13 protein-coding genes and 1 pseudogene are annotated in these 17144 nt (G+C 30.8%); 13 read left to right on the top strand and 1 reads right to left on the bottom strand.

Features of this window, described 5'->3' with window-relative positions; all coding sequences use genetic code 11:
- Nucleotide 1 precedes the first annotated feature (1 nt).
- The 9 genes from JOD41_RS02670 to JOD41_RS02630 all read left to right on the top strand — a co-directional run bounded on the left by JOD41_RS02670 (nt 2) and on the right by JOD41_RS02630 (nt 13817).
- On the top strand, nt 2-7645 hold the full coding sequence (locus JOD41_RS02670) for a helicase-related protein (protein ID WP_205051477.1): 7644 nt from the start codon (nt 2-4) through the stop codon (nt 7643-7645).
- A 43-nt stretch (nt 7646-7688) separates the two neighbouring features.
- Nucleotides 7689-8348 (top strand): hypothetical protein, encoded by a 660-nt coding sequence (locus tag JOD41_RS02665; RefSeq protein ID WP_004838414.1) that lies wholly within the window; start codon nt 7689-7691, stop codon nt 8346-8348.
- A gap of 371 nt (nt 8349-8719) precedes the next feature.
- Complete coding sequence (locus JOD41_RS02660) at nt 8720-8884, top strand: helix-turn-helix domain-containing protein (RefSeq protein ID WP_004835609.1); 165 nt, start codon at nt 8720-8722, stop codon at nt 8882-8884.
- 20 nt (nt 8885-8904) lie between these two features.
- Nucleotides 8905-9603, top strand: a complete 699-nt coding sequence (locus tag JOD41_RS02655) for a response regulator transcription factor (RefSeq protein WP_004835594.1) — start codon at nt 8905-8907, stop codon at nt 9601-9603.
- Between the two features lie 3 nt (nt 9604-9606).
- Nucleotides 9607-10515 carry a sensor histidine kinase gene (locus tag JOD41_RS02650; RefSeq protein ID WP_004835597.1) on the top strand — a complete coding sequence of 303 codons (909 nt, stop codon included), beginning with the start codon at nt 9607-9609 and terminating at the stop codon, nt 10513-10515.
- 119 nt (nt 10516-10634) lie between these two features.
- Nucleotides 10635-11402 (top strand): ABC transporter permease, encoded by a 768-nt coding sequence (locus JOD41_RS02645; RefSeq protein ID WP_019118535.1) that lies wholly within the window; start codon nt 10635-10637, stop codon nt 11400-11402.
- A gap of 14 nt (nt 11403-11416) precedes the next feature.
- Entirely contained in the window at nt 11417-12340 is a 924-nt protein-coding gene (locus tag JOD41_RS02640; RefSeq protein ID WP_016648533.1) for an ABC transporter ATP-binding protein, read from the top strand.
- Nucleotides 12333-13064: an ABC transporter permease gene (locus JOD41_RS02635; RefSeq protein WP_205051476.1), complete on the top strand. Its 732-nt coding sequence runs from the start codon at nt 12333-12335 to the stop codon at nt 13062-13064. The genes JOD41_RS02640 and JOD41_RS02635 overlap by 8 nt, the downstream gene beginning before the upstream one ends.
- The gene (locus JOD41_RS02630) at nt 13065-13817 is read left to right on the top strand and encodes an ABC transporter permease (protein WP_007891103.1); all 753 of its coding nucleotides are present in this window, start codon (nt 13065-13067) and stop codon (nt 13815-13817) included.
- Between the two features lie 44 nt (nt 13818-13861).
- On the opposite strand, the pseudogene JOD41_RS02625 reads toward JOD41_RS02630, so the two are convergent.
- A pseudogene (locus JOD41_RS02625) lies at nt 13862-14665 on the bottom strand (relaxase/mobilization nuclease domain-containing protein); the annotation flags it as partial.
- A gap of 26 nt (nt 14666-14691) precedes the next feature.
- On the opposite strand from JOD41_RS02625, the gene JOD41_RS02620 reads away from it, so the two are divergent.
- The 4 genes from JOD41_RS02620 to JOD41_RS02605 all read left to right on the top strand — a co-directional run bounded on the left by JOD41_RS02620 (nt 14692) and on the right by JOD41_RS02605 (nt 17092).
- Nucleotides 14692-15348: a DNA-binding protein gene (locus JOD41_RS02620; protein WP_205051475.1), complete on the top strand. Its 657-nt coding sequence runs from the start codon at nt 14692-14694 to the stop codon at nt 15346-15348.
- Nucleotides 15349-15856: 508 nt separating this feature from the next.
- Nucleotides 15857-16327 (top strand): hypothetical protein, encoded by a 471-nt coding sequence (locus JOD41_RS02615; RefSeq protein ID WP_205051474.1) that lies wholly within the window; start codon nt 15857-15859, stop codon nt 16325-16327.
- 22 nt (nt 16328-16349) lie between these two features.
- Nucleotides 16350-16871: a DUF2975 domain-containing protein gene (locus JOD41_RS02610; RefSeq protein ID WP_205051473.1), complete on the top strand. Its 522-nt coding sequence runs from the start codon at nt 16350-16352 to the stop codon at nt 16869-16871.
- 2 nt (nt 16872-16873) lie between these two features.
- Nucleotides 16874-17092 carry a helix-turn-helix domain-containing protein gene (locus tag JOD41_RS02605; RefSeq protein ID WP_205051578.1) on the top strand — a complete coding sequence of 73 codons (219 nt, stop codon included), beginning with the start codon at nt 16874-16876 and terminating at the stop codon, nt 17090-17092.
- Nucleotides 17093-17144: the final 52 nt, after the last annotated feature.

Here is a 17144-nt window from a genome sequence, read left to right as displayed (position 1 = left end):
AATGCAAGTAAATGATTTTAAGAATATACAAGAAGCAATAAAGTATGAAGTTTTGCAAGATGAAAAAGAATATTTAAAACTCTTAAAAGTTATAGGCAATAATCAGAAATATGATTTTTCTAGCCAGTTAAGTATATATAACAAAGAACCTGAAGCTAGAGCTTGTGCGACTTTTGATATGTGGAAAAAATATTTTGGAAGAGTTGTTATGAGAGGTCAAAAGGGTATTCCAATTTTAGTTGGAAGTGATGTAAATCAAAGAATTTCATACATTTTTGATATTAGTCAAACCACATCAATGGATAGGAATATTAATGAGGTTAGCTTATGGCAGTTTGACCACGAAAACCATAAGGAGGCTTTAAAAGAAATAATAAGAGATTCTTCATTTGAAGCTAGTGATTCACTTAATGAAAATATATTTTCTTTAAGTCGAATTTATGGAGATGAATATATTAATTTGGCTCTTGCTGATTTAAGGATAGATATAGAGGATAGACTTAGTTTTGAAAAGTTTATGAGAGACTCAATATCCTATGCAGTAGCTAATAGGTTTAATACAGTCTATCCTATGGATATGGAAAATTTAAAAAATAATTTTTCTAGGATTAATACTATTTCTTTAGAACAGATAGGTCTTGTAATATCAAGGGTTAGCGAAGATATTATAGATAGCACAATAGAAAAATCTAAGGGAATGGATCGTGCTAGGCTGCTGACAGAAAGGGTCGCTGCCGACTATAATAGAGATATAGAAAATATAAATGAAGATAGAGGAGGTCAAGATGATTTATATAGACGAGATGATAGGTCAAGAAGTAGAGATGGACGAGTTTTCACAGATGGAAGCGACAGAGGAAATAGCGATGAAGATCGAAGAGAAAACCTTGGACATGATGGAGAAGGATCTGGAATTTATGGAGAGATTTCCGAATCCAACATACGCAGTTCTAAGACTGTCTTACCTGGTAGGGAGCGAGGACATGGAGAACTGGAAGAAACTTCAGGAAATGTACGAGGAGAAAACACTTTTGAACCATCTGAAGGAAATCCAGAATCAGGCAGTGGACTTTATCAAGATAGAGAAAGTCAAAATGATGAAAGCACAAGGATTGACAGAGAAGATGATGAGAGAGAATCCAGAGGAATACCAAGGACAGATGAACAACTTGATGGCAACAGTGAAGAGAATGGCAATCAAGGAATACGTGGAAGCCTAGAAAATGAAATAAGCCAAGAAAAGGAAGCTGATGAAGCTTCTTTTTTTGATGACAAAAACACTGAAAATAGAAAAGATTACTGGATTGTAGAATTTAATGAAAACCACGAATTAGTTCCCGATTATAGTGGGCAGATAGTAACTAAAGATTTAATTAATGTCCTAAGACAAAAGGATATTGATGTTAAAGACCATAATCAAACTCTTGGAGAAAATGAATTTGGAGAAATGACTGATGATTATATCGGATATTTCAAATTCTATTTTGACCACTATGTAGATGGCGAAGTTGTCGAGCATTATAGGATTGACCTTGGTGATGGTGAAGAAGTAAATGAGCGTGAATTTTCATATTTAGAAGAGCAAGTTGCACTAAGTGAGGAAAAATTTTCACAAGAAGAAGTTAAGGAAAAGATAGAGCCTAAATTTAAGATAGGCGATCAGGTTAGATATAAGGATAAGGACTTTACCATTACAGATTTTGATGAACTAAGTGGAGGACTTAAAACTGTAACCATTAGAGATAATATGGAATATATGGGAGGTATGATTAGGGGTTCGGAAGTAATTCCATATAGAAATGATTCATACCTTGAAGAAATCTTTGAAAATCTAAGTCAAACACCAGAAAAACTAGCAGTAAAAGTTGGAAAAGAATTTATTCTAGAAGATGAGAATATCTTTGATGGAATTAACTTAATTGAAACAGGAACTAAAGTAGAAGTTAATGGAGAAGAAATTCCCTTATATAAGGGTGAAACATTTGAAGAAAGTAGCAAGATTGATGACCTTTTAGATAGTGGAAATTATGAGATATACAAATTATCTGAGCATGAAAATCAAATTGAAAGACAAGTAGAGCAAGAAAGCTTTATAGATAACCACAATTTTGAAATTGACCAAGTGATGGATAGGTATAATGTCCCAAGAGAAGCAGCCGAAAATTTATTGAGGGGAAAAGAAGATTTAAAGAATCTAGGCTATGAACCTAATAAGGAAAGACTAAGTTTTGCTAGAAATTATGATTTAAAAAATCATATCTACTCAGAATACCTAACACCATCAGAAAAGTTAGATAAAAATATCAAAGCTATTAAAATGCTAAAAAGACTTGAAAATGAAAATAGGAGTCCAAGAGAGTATGAACAAGCCTATCTTGCTGATTATCTAGGTTGGGGTGGTCTTTCCGATGTCTTTGATGAAGAAAAAGGAGGACAATGGTTTGAAGCAAGAAATATTTTAAAAGAAAATCTAACAAATGAAGAGTATTTAAATGCTAAAGAGTCTACTTTAACATCGTTTTATACACCTAGAGAGGTAATGGATGGAATATATAAGACTCTAACAGATATGGGTTTTAAGATTGGGAATATCCTTGAGCCATCTGCAGGAGTCGGTAATTTTATTGGTAATATGCCAAGTGAAATACGAAATTCTAAAGTCTATGGAGTAGAAAAAGATAGTCTAAGCGGAAGAATAGCAAGAGAGCTTTATCCTGAAGCTAATATTCAAATTAAAGGTTTTGAAGAAACAAACTTCTCAAATAATTTCTTTGACTTGGTAATAGGAAATGTTCCCTTTGGAGATTTTAAAGTTAATGATCGTGAATATAACAGAAATAACTTTCTGATTCACGATTATTTTTTTGCAAAGTCAATAGATAAGGTTAGAAATGGAGGAATTATTGCCTTCATAACATCATCTGGAACTATGGATAAAAAAGATGAATCTGTTAGAAAATATATTAATGCAAGATGTGAGTTTTTAGGAGCTATGAGGCTTCCTAATACAACATTTAAAGGACTTGCTGGTACAGAAGTTACTTCAGATATTATTTTTCTAAAAAAGAGAGATTCAGTTATAGAAAGAGATGACGATTGGATTCATCTAGCAACCGATAAAAAGGGTTTGACCTATAATAAATACTTTGTAGATAATCCTCAGATGGTATTAGGGGATATGAAAGAAGTATCTGGAAGATTTGGAAATACTATCACTTGTGATGAAAAAGAAAATGAGAAGTTAAAAGATCTTATGGAAATTGCAAGTAAGGAAATATCTTCAAATTCAAAATATGAAGAGGTCGAGCTATTGGAAGATGAAGAATTAAGTCTTCCAGCAACAGACGATGTTAAGAATTTTTCCTATACCATTGTTGACGAAGAAGTCTACCTAAGAGAAAACTCAGTCTTAATCAAACAGAATATATCAGATAAAAACAAAGAAAAGATAAAAGATTATCTTGATGTAATGAATGCATTAAAAGATGTAATAGAAAAACAAAAGGACGATTTTTCAGACGAGGAAATAAAAGAGTCACAAGCAAAGTTAAATGAAGTCTATGATAATTTTTCAAAGAAACATGGCTTTATTAACTCCTTATCAAATACTAGAGCTTTAAAGGAAGACTCAAACTTTCCTTTGGTTTCCTCAATAGAAATACTTGATGATGAGGATAATTTCAAAGCTAAGAGTGATATATTCTCAAAAAGAACAATCACAAAGGCAAAGGTAGTAGATCATGTAGATACTTCCCTTGAAGCCTTAGTCTTATCAGTTTCACAAAAGGGATATGTAGATTTTGAATACATGGAATCTATAACAAGTAAAGATAGGGACACCTTAATTGGTGAACTTGAGGGCGAGATATTTTTAGATATTAAGGACACAGACCTAATAAATAACAGAATGCCCTTTGAAAACTTTGACAATGACGATCCATTTCATTTTTCATATGTATCGGCTGATGAATATTTAAGTGGAAATATTAGAGAAAAGATTGGTTATCTCAATTCATATATCGGAGAAATTGAAAATGTAATAGATTTAGCACCTTCTGAAAAGAAAGATACACTATTAAACGAGTTAGGCAAACTCAAATATCAAAGAGAAAAATTACAAGAAGTTATGCCTGAAGAACTTACTGCTTCTGATATAAATGTAAGGTTAGGAGCAACTTGGATACCTCAAAAAGATATAGAAGACTTTACTTTTAATCTTTTAAAAACACCTGGTTATGATAGGTGGAATATAAATGTTAGGTTCTCACCACATACGAGTGAATGGAATATTGAAGGTAAAAGTGTTGACTCAACAAATGACCTTGCTAATATGACTTATGGTACAAGTAGAGTGAATGCCTATAAGCTAATTGAAAATGCCCTTAATCTAAAAGATACAAAGGTATTTGACCAAGTATTAAATGATGATGGTTCTAAGACTTCTGTATTAAACAAAAAAGAAACTATGCTTGCAAGTCAAAAGCAAGAACTAATTAAAGAAGAATTTAAGAATTGGATATTTGAAGATCCTGATAGAAGATATAGGCTAGAGAAGATTTATAATGAAATATTTAATTCAATTAGAAATAGAGAATTTGATGGCTCTAACTTAACTTTTGATGGAATGAATACTGAAATCAGACTACGAGAACATCAAAAAAATGCCATAGCAAGGACTCTATATGGAGGAAATACACTACTTGCCCATGTAGTAGGAGCAGGAAAAACTTTTGAAATGGTAGCTTCTGCTATGGAATCTAAGAAGTTAGGACTTGCAAGTAAGTCATTATTTGTAGTTCCTAACCATTTAACCACTCAAATTGGTAGAGAGTTTATGCAATTATATCCGTCAGCAAACATTATGGTGGCCGATAAAAAAGACTTCCAACCTAAAAATAGGAAAAGATTTATTGGTAGGATTGCAACGGGAGAATATGATGCTGTCATCATAGGACACTCTCAATTTGAAAAAATACCAATGTCCAAGGAATATCAGGTAAGGCATATACAAGATCAAATAGATGATATAGTTTCCTTTATTGACGAGAATAAAAGAAATAGAGGAGAAAATTTCACAGTAAAACAACTAGAAAAGACAAAGAAGAAACTCTTGGTAAGACTGGAAAAGCTAAACGATGACTTTAAAAAAGATGATGTAATAACCTTTGAAGAATTAGGAGTAGATAAGTTATTTATAGACGAAGCTCATAATTACAAAAACTTATTCTTGCATACCAAGATGAGAAATGTTGCGGGTATCGGTCAGAGTGAAGCCTTTAAGTCTTCAGATATGTATATGAAATGTAGGTATATGGATGAAATGACAGATGGAAAAGGAGTTGTATTTGCTACTGGTACACCAATATCAAATTCAATGACAGAGCTTTATACCATGCAAAGATACCTTCAGTATGACGATTTAAAGGCAAGAGGATTAGAACATTTTGACGCTTGGGCTTCTACTTTTGGAGAAACAGAAAATACTTTTGAATTATCTCCAGAAGGCACTGGATATAGACAAAAGACAAGATTTTCAAAGTTTTATAATTTGCCAGAGTTGATGAGCATGTTTAAAGAAGTAGCAGATATAAAGACTTCAGATATGTTGAATTTGCCAGTACCAGAAGCAAATTTTGAAGTTATTAAAACAAAACCTACTGAGGAACAAAAAGAAATATTAGAAGCTATTTCAGAAAGAGCTGACGCAGTTAGAAATAACCAAGTCGAGCCAACAGAAGATAATATGCTAAAGATTACAAATGATGGTAAAAAACTTGCCCTTGACCAAAGATTAATAAATCCACTACTTCCCGATGATCCTAATTCAAAGGTTAATGTATGCGTTAAAAATATATTTTCGATCTGGGATAAGACAAAAGAAAATTCATCAACACAATTAGTATTTTCAGATATGTCCACACCAAAAGGAGATGGAGAATTTAATATCTATGATGATATTAGAAATAAGCTAGTGAATATGGGAATACCTAAAGAAGAAATAGCCTTTATCCACGAAGCAGATACAGACAAACAAAAAGATGAATTGTTCTCTAAGGTAAGAAGAGGAGAAGTAAGAGTATTATTAGGCTCTACTCAAAAAATGGGAGCAGGTACAAATGTACAGAACAAATTAATAGCCTTACACGATTTAGACGTCCCATGGAGACCGTCTGACCTAGAGCAAAGAAGTGGTAGAATTGTTCGTCAAGGTAATGAAAATGATAAGGTAAATATCTTTAGATATGTCACAGAAAATACCTTTGATGCTTATTTATGGCAGACAATAGAGAATAAGCAGAAATTCATTTCTCAAATTATGACTTCAAAAACTCCAGTAAGAGTTGCAGAAGATGTTGATGAAGCAAGTCTATCATATTCAGAAATTAAAGCTTTAGCTACTGGCAATCCTCTAATTAAAGAAAAAATGGATTTAGATAACGAAGTTACAAAACTAAAAATGTTGGAAGCAAACTATAAGTCTAATAAATACAAGCTTGAAGATAAGGTAAATAAAATCTATCCTCAAAGTATTTTAAAAACTGAAATGGAAATAAAAGCAGTTAAAGAAGACATTGCAAGTGTTGAAAAATTAGGAGAAGGAGATAGCAAATTCACTTCAATCAGTCTTGGTGCAATTAAAATTTTAGATAAGAAAGAAGCTGGAGAGAAGCTATTAGAAGAAATAAAAAAGGTAAAGATAAATGATAGCAAGGTCATTGGTAAATATAGAAATTTAGACTTACAAGTTTCATATAACTTTATGACTAATACTCACACTTTTAAACTCCTAGGAAAAGCAGAATACTTCGGAGAGTTTTCAAACTCTACTGATGGCAATATAACAAGGCTTGATAATGCCATTGAAAAAATGTCTTCAAGACTTGAAAGATTAAATCAAAACCTTGAAAACTATAAAGAATCTTTAGAAAATGCCAAGGTAGAATTAACTAAACCATTTGAAAAAGCAGATGAGTTAAGGGATAAGACACTAAGACTAGCTGAGATTAATAAACTTTTAGATATGGGAGAAGTGGAAGAGTTAGAGAACCAATCACCATTATTAGAAGATTTAAAGAGGGCGATAGTTGATTATTCTAACTACGAGTTTTCAGAATCTCATAGCTATGAAGAATTTGACAAACTATACCCTGATTTAAGCCATATAGGACTTGCCTATACAGAAACACCTGATGGTAAGCATTCTATTCAATATGAGGTAAATTTGGAAGAAAAAACATGGACTCAGTATGTAGATAATGTAGCTATTAGAACAGAATCTTTTGTAGATAAAGATATATCTAATTCACAAGCTCTTAAAGACATGACTGAAGCCATAAAGATGTCAAGTTTTGATGATCTGGTATCAGTAGATGAAGAAGATTTAAAACAAGCACTAGGATTAGAAATAGATGATGATGGAAACTTCTATGATCCACTAGCAAAAGATCTAGACAATGACGGAATACCAGATAGGTATGACAATGATTTTAAAGATAGTGATTACTTTGAATCAACTTATGATGTAGAGGATAATCTACACGCAAGAGAAGAGAAACCATCAATATTGGGACAAATATCCAAATTTAAATCAGAAGAAGAAAAAGATAAGAATCAAGAAAAAAGTGAAAAAGGACAAGAACGATAGAGGAGGGCTAATAGCTCTCCTTATTTAGTACAAGGAGGAAATTATGGAATACAAAGATATTAGAGAAAATTTAGAAGAAATGATGAATGATAACTACAAGGATTTTATAAAAGCACTTGTGAGCATAGAAAAAGGTGTCAATGATGAAAAGGCACTTGAAGAAGTCTATGTTTTATATATGAACAATGACACAACAGGTCTACTAAGTGATGACTTTGACTATATGATTGATGATATGAAAGAACAAGGAAAGCTCATTGAAAATACCAATGAACTTGAAGAAAAAGACGACCTTATAAATCTCGTGGGTAATATAGCTGGAAAAGTAGAAAATCTTGAACGAGAAAATGCTAATGGAGAAAAATTCAAAGTAAGTAACTTTTCTCTTGTTTCAAAAGATGACGATGGAAATAAAGTTTATACCAATTGTTCAGCATATGGAGATAAGACAAAAGATTTAGAGAACTTAAAACAAGGAGATTTTGTTAAAATATTTGGTCAAGTAAAAACAAGCATTGACAACAACGGAAAGGAACATAAGAATGTCCGTATTTTGTTTTATAAGCTTTTAAAAGCAAAAGAACAAATGAAAGGACAAGAAAAAAAGAAAGAGTCTGTGCTTGGAGAAATCAAAAAATATCAGACTGAAGATAAGGGAAAGCCTAAAGAAAAGAAAGAAACATCAAAAGAAGCTGAAAGATAAACTTATGGTCGGTGTGGTCTTAGTACTGCACCGACTCTTTTTTTGTTTGGAGGAAAAAAGAGGAGAGAACACTATCTCTCCATATCCTTGCCCATATAAATTCCTAGTTTTTTCGTATCCTGTAAAGATCGTCCATTGTTTTTTTGAGGAAGAATACTCTCGCATAAGGGTATTCTTTTTTTGTTCAGTTTATTAAATCTGTATAAAGACAAAATGTAAAAAATGGTTGTAAACAATCTTTTAAAAATCAAATAAAAATTGAATATAATCAATAAAAGTGATATAATTACTCCGAAAATCGTTACAAAGAAAAGAGGATTAGTATGGCATTGAATTATAAACCATTATGGATACTATTGGCGAAGAAAAGTTTGAAGAAAACAGATGTAATAGTTATGGCAGGGATTACCACTAATGTTATGGCACAGATGGGAAAAAATAAGCCTATAACACTTAAAAACTTAGAAAAAATATGTAAGTCTTTAGATTGTACACCGAATGATGTATTTTCCTTTGATGATAATTATATTGAATAAGAAGTATGGAGTTATGAGATATGAGAGAGATAATAATTATAGATGATGATATTGCATTATGTAATTTAATTAAAAAGTGTTTAAGTACTGATGGATATTCTGTTGATATTGCCAATAATGGATTAGACGGATATAAGAAAATACGAAATGCAAATAATTTGTGTCTGATTTTATTAGATATTATGCTTCCTGATTTTGATGGGTTTCAAGTTCTGGAGATGATAAGGGAAGAATGCACTATTCCGGTTTTAATGCTGACTGCGAAGTCTGATGATGATTCAAAAATTTATGGACTTAAACAAGGTGCTGATGACTATTTGACAAAGCCATTTAATATAAATGAACTTAAGGCAAGAGTTGAAGCTATGGTTCGTAGATATATAGATTTCAATCAGAAAAGCACAGACCAGTCTGATATACTCACAATAGATGGTATGCAAATAGATAAGGAAAATAGAATTGTAAAAATAAGTGATAATAACATAGAATTAACAAATAAAGAATTTGATTTATTGTATTTTCTTGCGTCTAATAAAGGGAGGATTTTTACAAAAAAACAAATATATACGAATGTTTGGGAAGAAGATTATCTTTTTGATGATAGTAATATCATGTCTTTTATCAGTAAGCTTCGAAAAAAAATAGAGCCTAACCCTGAAGAACCAACTTATATTTTGACAGTTAGGGGCGTGGGTTATCGTTTTAGTAAGGGGGTATGATATATGGATGTAAAAATCATCATAATCTTATTATTGATATTTGTAATTTTTTGTTTGTTAAAAAAAATTACCAACATAAAAAAAGAAATAAACAGTATTCAGGAAGTACTCGTTGATATAAAAAATGGTGATTACAATCGCAGAATTTTAATTAAGAAAAATGAAACTACAGAAAAGATCTGTCATGATATAAATGAGATAACTCTACAAAGTCAGAACAAGCTAATAGAACAAAAGCAGTCAGAACAGGCGTATAAATCGCTTATGACAAGTTTGTCTCATGATGTGAAAACTCCTTTAGCATCTATGGTCGGGTATTTGGAAGCAGTGCAAGAGGGAATTGTTACGGGAGATGAGAAGGAAGATTATATAAAAATTTCTTTAAGTAAGGCACATTACTTGAAGGATTTTGTAGAAAAACTCTTTGATTGGGTAAAGTTGGATTCAGGAGAATGGAAGTTTTCTTTTGTAGATAAAGACCTGAATGAATTAACAAGAAATGTGATAAGCGACTGGATTCCTATTTTTGAAGAAAAACATATAAGTTATGAAATTGAAATTCCGGAACAGGAATTCTATATAAAGATAGATGAAAATGCCTATTTTAGGAGCTTAAACAATATTATAAACAATATTATTATTCACAGTAATTGTGATAGAGTACACTTGAAATTAGAAGAATCGGATACAAAAGCTACTTTGATGATTTTAGATAATGGAAATGGTATAAGTGAAAAGGACTTACCATATATATTTGATAGGATGTATCAGGCAGATAGTTCAAGATTAACAAAAGGATCGGGACTTGGCTTATCAATTGCTAAAGAATTGTTAAGAGTGAATAATGCCAAAATAAGGGTAAGTAGTATACCTAACATAAAAACTGTCTTTACTGTGGAGTTTGCAATGTAAGTAGATGATTTAGAAAGCCCCTTTTGGGGCTTTTTTTATTGAAACAAGATAAAAACAAGGGTGTCGCAAGATTATGGCAAGGTTAATCATTTATAATATTTATTGTAAGGAGGTGCGATATGTTCTTGATAAAAGCTGAAATAAAAAAATGGAAGAGAAGTAAAATTTTGATAGGTATTATTATACTAACTGTTATCTTGAATTTGTTTGCAATTGAAAGAGCATTTTCAATTTCAAGAGAAAGTCCTATCATGGATAGTTTTGGAGACTTATATTGTTTAGCGTTTAAGAATATAACTTTTGTGTTCTTGCCAATCGTAATTGGAATGATTTCTACAATGTTATTTTTTGACGAAAGGAAGAATGACACTTTAAAGAATGTACTAATAACTTCGGTTAGTAGATTTGAAGTATTTTTTGCGAAATTTATTTTGATAGAATTACTGACTATATTTTTGATGGTATTAACATATATGTCATCAGTTTTGGGTGCAGTATTAAGTGCCGGATTCGTAGATTTTAATTTAATTACATTAAAAGAGGCAGCAATATTATATATGCTTGCAGCTTTATTAATTCCGATTGCAATGCTTCCGGTAATTTATATTGCTACTTTTTCTAAGAGTTATGTTTTACCTATTTCTATGTGCTTGCTTTATTTAGGAATTGGGATATTTGGAGCTTCGATATTAGTTCATATACATCCGCTTGCAAGTTTATTAGGGGTTTATCAAAATGTATCATCGGCTGCCAAAGAAATGGTAGAAAACAGTATAGGTGGATATTCGTTAAATGCATCGCAGTTTAGTTGTTTGTTACATATTTTAACAATTGGAACACTATTTTTTGTGTTCTCTATAAAATCTATGAAAAGACAAAATTATTAAGGAGAAAAAAGAAAATGAAAAACTATATTATTGAAACAAAGAATTTAACAAAAGTGTATGGAGAACAAAAGGCTGTAAATTCGGTAAATTTACACATTGAAAAAGGTTCTATATACGGGCTATTAGGACGAAATGGAGCAGGAAAGACCACTATTATGAAGATGATACTGGGACTTACTGATATTACGAATGGTGAAGTAAGTGTTTTTAACCAAAATATAAAAGGTAATGAGAAAAAGATTTATCCAAGAATTGGTGCGATTATTGAAACACCTGGATTTTATCCTAATCTTACAGGGACGGAGAATTTGGAAATATTTGCACTGCTTAGAGGAACGGCTTTCCCTGATGCGGTAAAAAATGCTTTAGAAGTAGTTGGCTTACCACATAAAGATAAGAAACTATTCGGAAATTACTCTTTAGGAATGAAGCAGAGACTTGGGATTGCTAATGCAATTTTACATGATCCAGAGGTTTTAATTTTAGATGAACCGACAAATGGCTTAGATCCCATTGGAATAGCGGAAGTTAGAAATTTTATAAAAGATTTAAGTATAAAAAAAGGAAAGACAATTTTAATCTCCAGTCATATTTTATCTGAAATAACACTTCTCGCTGATACAGTTGGCATTATAGATAAAGGGGTTCTTTTAGAAGAAAGCAGCATGGAAGAATTAAATAAAAAAAATAGAAAGTATATTATGTTGGAAGTGTCTGATGTATCAAAGACGACTATTGTGTTGGAAAAAGAGTTCGGAATAACCAACTATTCTGTTGAAGATAATAATCATGTAAAGATATATAGTCACGGATTAGATATGGCAAAAATTAATAAGTCATTAGTTATGAATGGAATATCGGTGGCTTCATCACAAACCTGTAATGATTCTTTGGAAGATTACTTCAAGAAGATAACCGGAGGAGAGGGAATTGCTTAATTTAGTTAAAGTAGAGTTTCTTAAATTGAAAAGGAAAAAGATTGTTTGGATGATGTTTCTGGCAACACTCTTAATGCCATTGCTTGCCACTATATACTTTGGGAATATAGACCTTTCAGACAATGCAATGAAATATTTCAAATGGACAATCTTTAGTTATAATTTATGGCTGATTTTACCAATTATATTAGGAATATTTTCCACAATGATTGTGTCTATGGAGTATGAAAATGACACTTTTAAAGCATTATGGATTGTTCCGATACAAAAGACGAAGCTTTTAATTAGCAAATTTATAATTGTGTTTTTATATACTTTAGTCTTTATGGGTTTATCAATTCTCTTTACACTTCTTTTTGGAAGAATTATTCATTATATAGAGATGGATCATTTTTTGTTGATTTTTCTCATTAGAAAGTGTTTTGAGATTAGTGGACTTTTATCAGTTTCCATGCTGCCTATTTTATCTATCGCATTTTTAACAAAAAAATACATTTTACCGATTTGCATTACGATTGTTTATGCCTTTTCGGGATTTGTAATTTTAATGGTTAATATGTATATACACCCATTATCAAGCTCTACAGCAATTGTTTTGAGGGATGTCCCGGGAATAATATTAAATCAGGATATAAATATATTTTATTCTCTTCTTTGTATAGGGATATGGGTCGTCGGATTTACAATAGTTACAAAATTATTATTGAAAAGGAGAGGATGGTAAATGAAGACACTTTTATTAGCTGAATATAAAAAACTTCACAGATCAAAATTGATATTTTTGCTTGTATTTGCACTCATAATGACTTTGGGAGTTGTTTTTCTTCAAGGACAATTTACATTTAGTGGGGAAAAGTATATAGACACATTTGGATGGTATATTTTACAGGTGCATTCTTTGACCACATATTTTGTCTTGCCAAGTTTGATAGCATTGTTTGGAGGATATATTATTTGTCGTGAGGAACAAGAAGATGTACTGAAATCATTAAGGCTAATACCGATAGACGAGAGTAATATGATTACTGCAAAAATGATAATTACTCTATTAGGTAGTATTTTTGTTTATTTAATACTATTTACGGCATCCTTAATTATAGAAGCGGTATTGCATTTACACGCAGTAAATATGAGTGAAGTAGTTCACTATTTTGTTGTATATGTATTAACTGGAATAAGCGTTTTTATGGTAATATCTCCAATTATTGCACTTATTGGACTTGTTAAAAGGAGCTACTGGATAGCTCTGATTATCGCTGAGATATACTCTTTTGTGGGAATATTTTTTGCCTCAAAGGAAATTTTAAGAGCCATTTATCCAATATCATCTGTGTTTATTTTGTCAGGAGCGTATGAAACATCCATGTTGGAATTTGCGATTAGTGTACTTGTAAATTTTGGTTGTTGCTTTATTTCATATAAAATATTAAAGGGCATGAAAGTTGGCAAAAAGAAAAGAATTAGCAAAAGAATATAGTTGGAAAAATAAGTTGAAAGTAATTTTAAAAAGAGGAGAGGACACTATCTCTCCATCTCCTTATCCATATAAATTCCGTAATTTTTTCGTATCTTATAAAACTCATCCATAGTGGATTTTGAGGAAGAATACTCTTGCATAAGGGTGTTCTTTTTTTCTTGTAATTTATCGAGGTTTGATAGTATTTCTTTTGTGTTTGGCAGTTTTTTATAGTTTTCTAAAATTTCTTTAGCAGCTATTTTGTAGACGGAAAGTTCGCTATAATATTCTTCTGCAAATTGTTTGTCCTCAGGATTTTTCTTGTGGTATTTATATATTTCACGATACTTATTTATAGTATTTATATTTTCCATATCTTGGGATAAACTCTTCATTTCAGTTTCAATTTTCTTTATTTTATCTAACAAGTCTTGTCTATCATCAGCAGATTTTTTGATCAGGTCATCGAGTTGGGTAATTGATTTAATGCCTTGTTCTCTTAATTTAATTATTGAATCAGCCATTGTTTTGATATTGTGTTTTCTTGCCCAAACTTCATAGCCTTTACAAGATTGTGCTTTTTCATTAGTAGATATATCAATAACATTTCCTACACGTTTTTTAATAGGATTAGCTTTGTTTTTAATAGCTAAATCTATTCTTTCTTTGATTTTCTCTTCAGTATAATCTTCTCCGATAGTCTTCGTTCTTGTAAATCTTTGCTTATCTTTATGACAAAAAGCAATGTGTTTACCAAACTTAATTTCATAATCAAGAGCTTTCATATTTTCTAAAAACTCTTCCCACGTTTTAGACTTATTAATCATTCTGTCTATATCAAATTGCAGTTTAGACTTCCAAGAATTTCCTCCTTATTTAATACAAGGAGGAAATTATGGAATACAAAGATATTAGAGAAAACTTAGAAGAAATGATGAATAATAATTACAAGGATTTTATAAAAGCACTTGTGAGTATAGAAAAAAGCGTTAATGATGAAAAGGCACTTGAAGAAGTCTATGTTTTATTTATGATCAAAGACACAACAGGTCTATTAAATGATGACTTTGACTATATGATTGATGATATGAAAGAACAAGGTAAGATTGTTGAAAATGTAAGTGATTTTGAAGAAAAAGATGATCTTATAAATCTCGTTGGCAATATAGCTGGAAAAGTAGAAAATCTTGAAAGAGAAAATGCTAATGGAGAAAAGTTCAAGGTAAGCAACTTTTCAATTGTTTCAAAAGATGACGATGGGAATAAAGTTTATAACAATTGTTCAGCCTATGGAGATAAGACAAAAGATTTAGAGAACTTAAAACAAGGAGATTTTGTTAAAATATTTGGTCAAGTAAAAACAAGCATTGACAACAACGGAAAGGAACATAAGAATGTCCGTATTTTGTCTTCTAAGCTCTTAAAAGCAAAAGAACAAGTAAAGAGTCAAGATAAGGATAAAAAGTCCATATTAGGTCAAATAAAAAGCTTTAAGACAGATGACAAAACTAAGTCAACTAAGAAAGAGCATAGCAAAGGTAAAGAGAGGTAAATATCGGCAGTCTTCAATCTGGACGATATGAACAATACTTATACAAATTGTTCAGCCTATGGAGATATGACGGGGACTTAGAAATCGTTCTTATTCCAGAACTCTTAGAACAAATATTTTGATGGAAAAATCGGATTTTAACAAAGTTCTAAATGAGTCTTAAAATTCTGCCTCAAATAATTGAATTATGGGGGCTAAACATAAAGACGGAATAAGTCCCTAAAAAGCAAGACTAACTGAAAGACCAACTACTACACCATTGTTTCTATTAAGAGCATTGGAACTTGGTCTTTCTGGTTCTGATTTATCCCTACTAACAATTTGATTTGTAAATGATATGTTTACAGAAAAGAATAATAACGACTATAAATACAAGGAAGTAGCTACACAAGAAGACTTCGATAAATTTTAAATCATTACGAATGATATTGACAAACCAAAATTATTGTTTTACAATAATAAATAAAGATAATTATCGTTTTACAATAATTCGATGGGGAGGATTATAATGAGAAAAAAATTTTTAATAATGGTTATTTTTCTTGTTTTTTCTATAGTTTTAACTTCTTGTAGTCCAAATACTACAACAGAACAAACAAGTAGTAAAAAAGAAGAAAAGATTGAAATATTTGATTCTAACAATAAAAAAATTGTTGAAACAGAAGAACAAGAAGTTCTAGATTACTTTGGTAATTTGATAGGAATGAGTGTAGGAAATATTAATGATAAAAACTTCGACGATTATTTTAAAGAAATACCAGATGATGCAATAGAGTCTTACCACTTCTTATTAACCAGCAAGAGAGAGGATAAAAAAGCTACAAAGATAGATTTCTATATTTATGAAAATTATCCATATATTACAATGGAGGGAATGCCCTTGATGCCATCTGCATTAACCTGGGAACTTTCTAAAGAAGATTTAAATTATTTGAAGGATAGAGTACAAGAATGGAAAGATGTAGATGATAATAGATAAACAAAAGTGTTGAGGAGAAGTTATGAAGAGTTTTATTTTTAAAATAGCGATTATATTATCTAAGGTTTTAAGATATATCTCATATTTAGGAGCAGGTTTTACCTTGCTTGGAAGTGTATTAACTCTGATTTTTAAAGATGATGTAATACAAGTAGTTGAATCTTATCAATTTAATCTACAAGAAGTTTCACTTCCTTTTATTATTTATTCATGCTTGAGTGCCCTTATGATATTAATTGTTGCTGGTTTCTCATTGGATAAATTTGAGAAGATTTTAGTGAATTTAGAGAAGAAAGATTATTTTTCAGACTTAAATTCAAAATATTCGAAAAACATTTTAATAGCTATTCTAATTTTGACAACTTGTCAAATTATTTCTAAGCTAGTTTTCAATTATTTTAAAGTTGACAATGTTAGCGGTGTTTTTAATTTAACTATTAAGGACTATTTAACGAATATAATTTTTATGGTTATAGCATTTTCATCAATGATCATATTTGATACAGGAAAATCCTTAAAAGAAGATTCGGAAAGTATAATTTGAAAATGAAAGATCAAATAATTATAAATCTAGATCAAGCGTTAAAAAAGAAAAATATGACATCGAAAGAGCTTGCAGCAAGGATAGGGATAACCGAAGCAAATTTATCAATATTAAAAACTGGAAAAGCCAAAGGCATAAGGTTTAACACTTTAGCGAGCATCTGTAAGGAGCTTGATTGTCAACCAGGTGATTTACTTGAGTATGATAATGAAAAAGAGTAATAATGAAATTAACAAGCAAAAGAACAAGTAAAGAGTCAAGATAAAGATAAAA

The sequence above is a fragment of the Peptoniphilus gorbachii genome (assembly GCF_016908115.1).
GTDB lineage: Bacteria > Bacillota > Clostridia > Tissierellales > Peptoniphilaceae > Peptoniphilus_A > Peptoniphilus_A gorbachii.
This window is presented reverse-complemented; position numbering and strand designations above follow the sequence as displayed.

Excerpts from the sequence above, each read along its gene's own strand:
- JOD41_RS02670 (WP_205051477.1), top strand. The coding sequence starts at position 2 with ATGCAAGTAAATGATTTTAAGAATATACAAGAAGCAATAAAGTATGAA.
- JOD41_RS02665 (WP_004838414.1), top strand. The coding sequence starts at position 7,689 with ATGGAATACAAAGATATTAGAGAAAATTTAGAAGAAATGATGAATGAT.
- JOD41_RS02655 (WP_004835594.1), top strand. The coding sequence starts at position 8,905 with ATGAGAGAGATAATAATTATAGATGATGATATTGCATTATGTAATTTA.
- JOD41_RS02650 (WP_004835597.1), top strand. The coding sequence starts at position 9,607 with ATGGATGTAAAAATCATCATAATCTTATTATTGATATTTGTAATTTTT.
- JOD41_RS02645 (WP_019118535.1), top strand. The coding sequence starts at position 10,635 with ATGTTCTTGATAAAAGCTGAAATAAAAAAATGGAAGAGAAGTAAAATT.
- JOD41_RS02640 (WP_016648533.1), top strand. The coding sequence starts at position 11,417 with ATGAAAAACTATATTATTGAAACAAAGAATTTAACAAAAGTGTATGGA.
- JOD41_RS02630 (WP_007891103.1), top strand. The coding sequence starts at position 13,065 with ATGAAGACACTTTTATTAGCTGAATATAAAAAACTTCACAGATCAAAA.
- JOD41_RS02620 (WP_205051475.1), top strand. The coding sequence starts at position 14,692 with ATGGAATACAAAGATATTAGAGAAAACTTAGAAGAAATGATGAATAAT.
- JOD41_RS02615 (WP_205051474.1), top strand. The coding sequence starts at position 15,857 with ATGAGAAAAAAATTTTTAATAATGGTTATTTTTCTTGTTTTTTCTATA.
- JOD41_RS02610 (WP_205051473.1), top strand. The coding sequence starts at position 16,350 with ATGAAGAGTTTTATTTTTAAAATAGCGATTATATTATCTAAGGTTTTA.
- JOD41_RS02605 (WP_205051578.1), top strand. The coding sequence starts at position 16,874 with ATGAAAGATCAAATAATTATAAATCTAGATCAAGCGTTAAAAAAGAAA.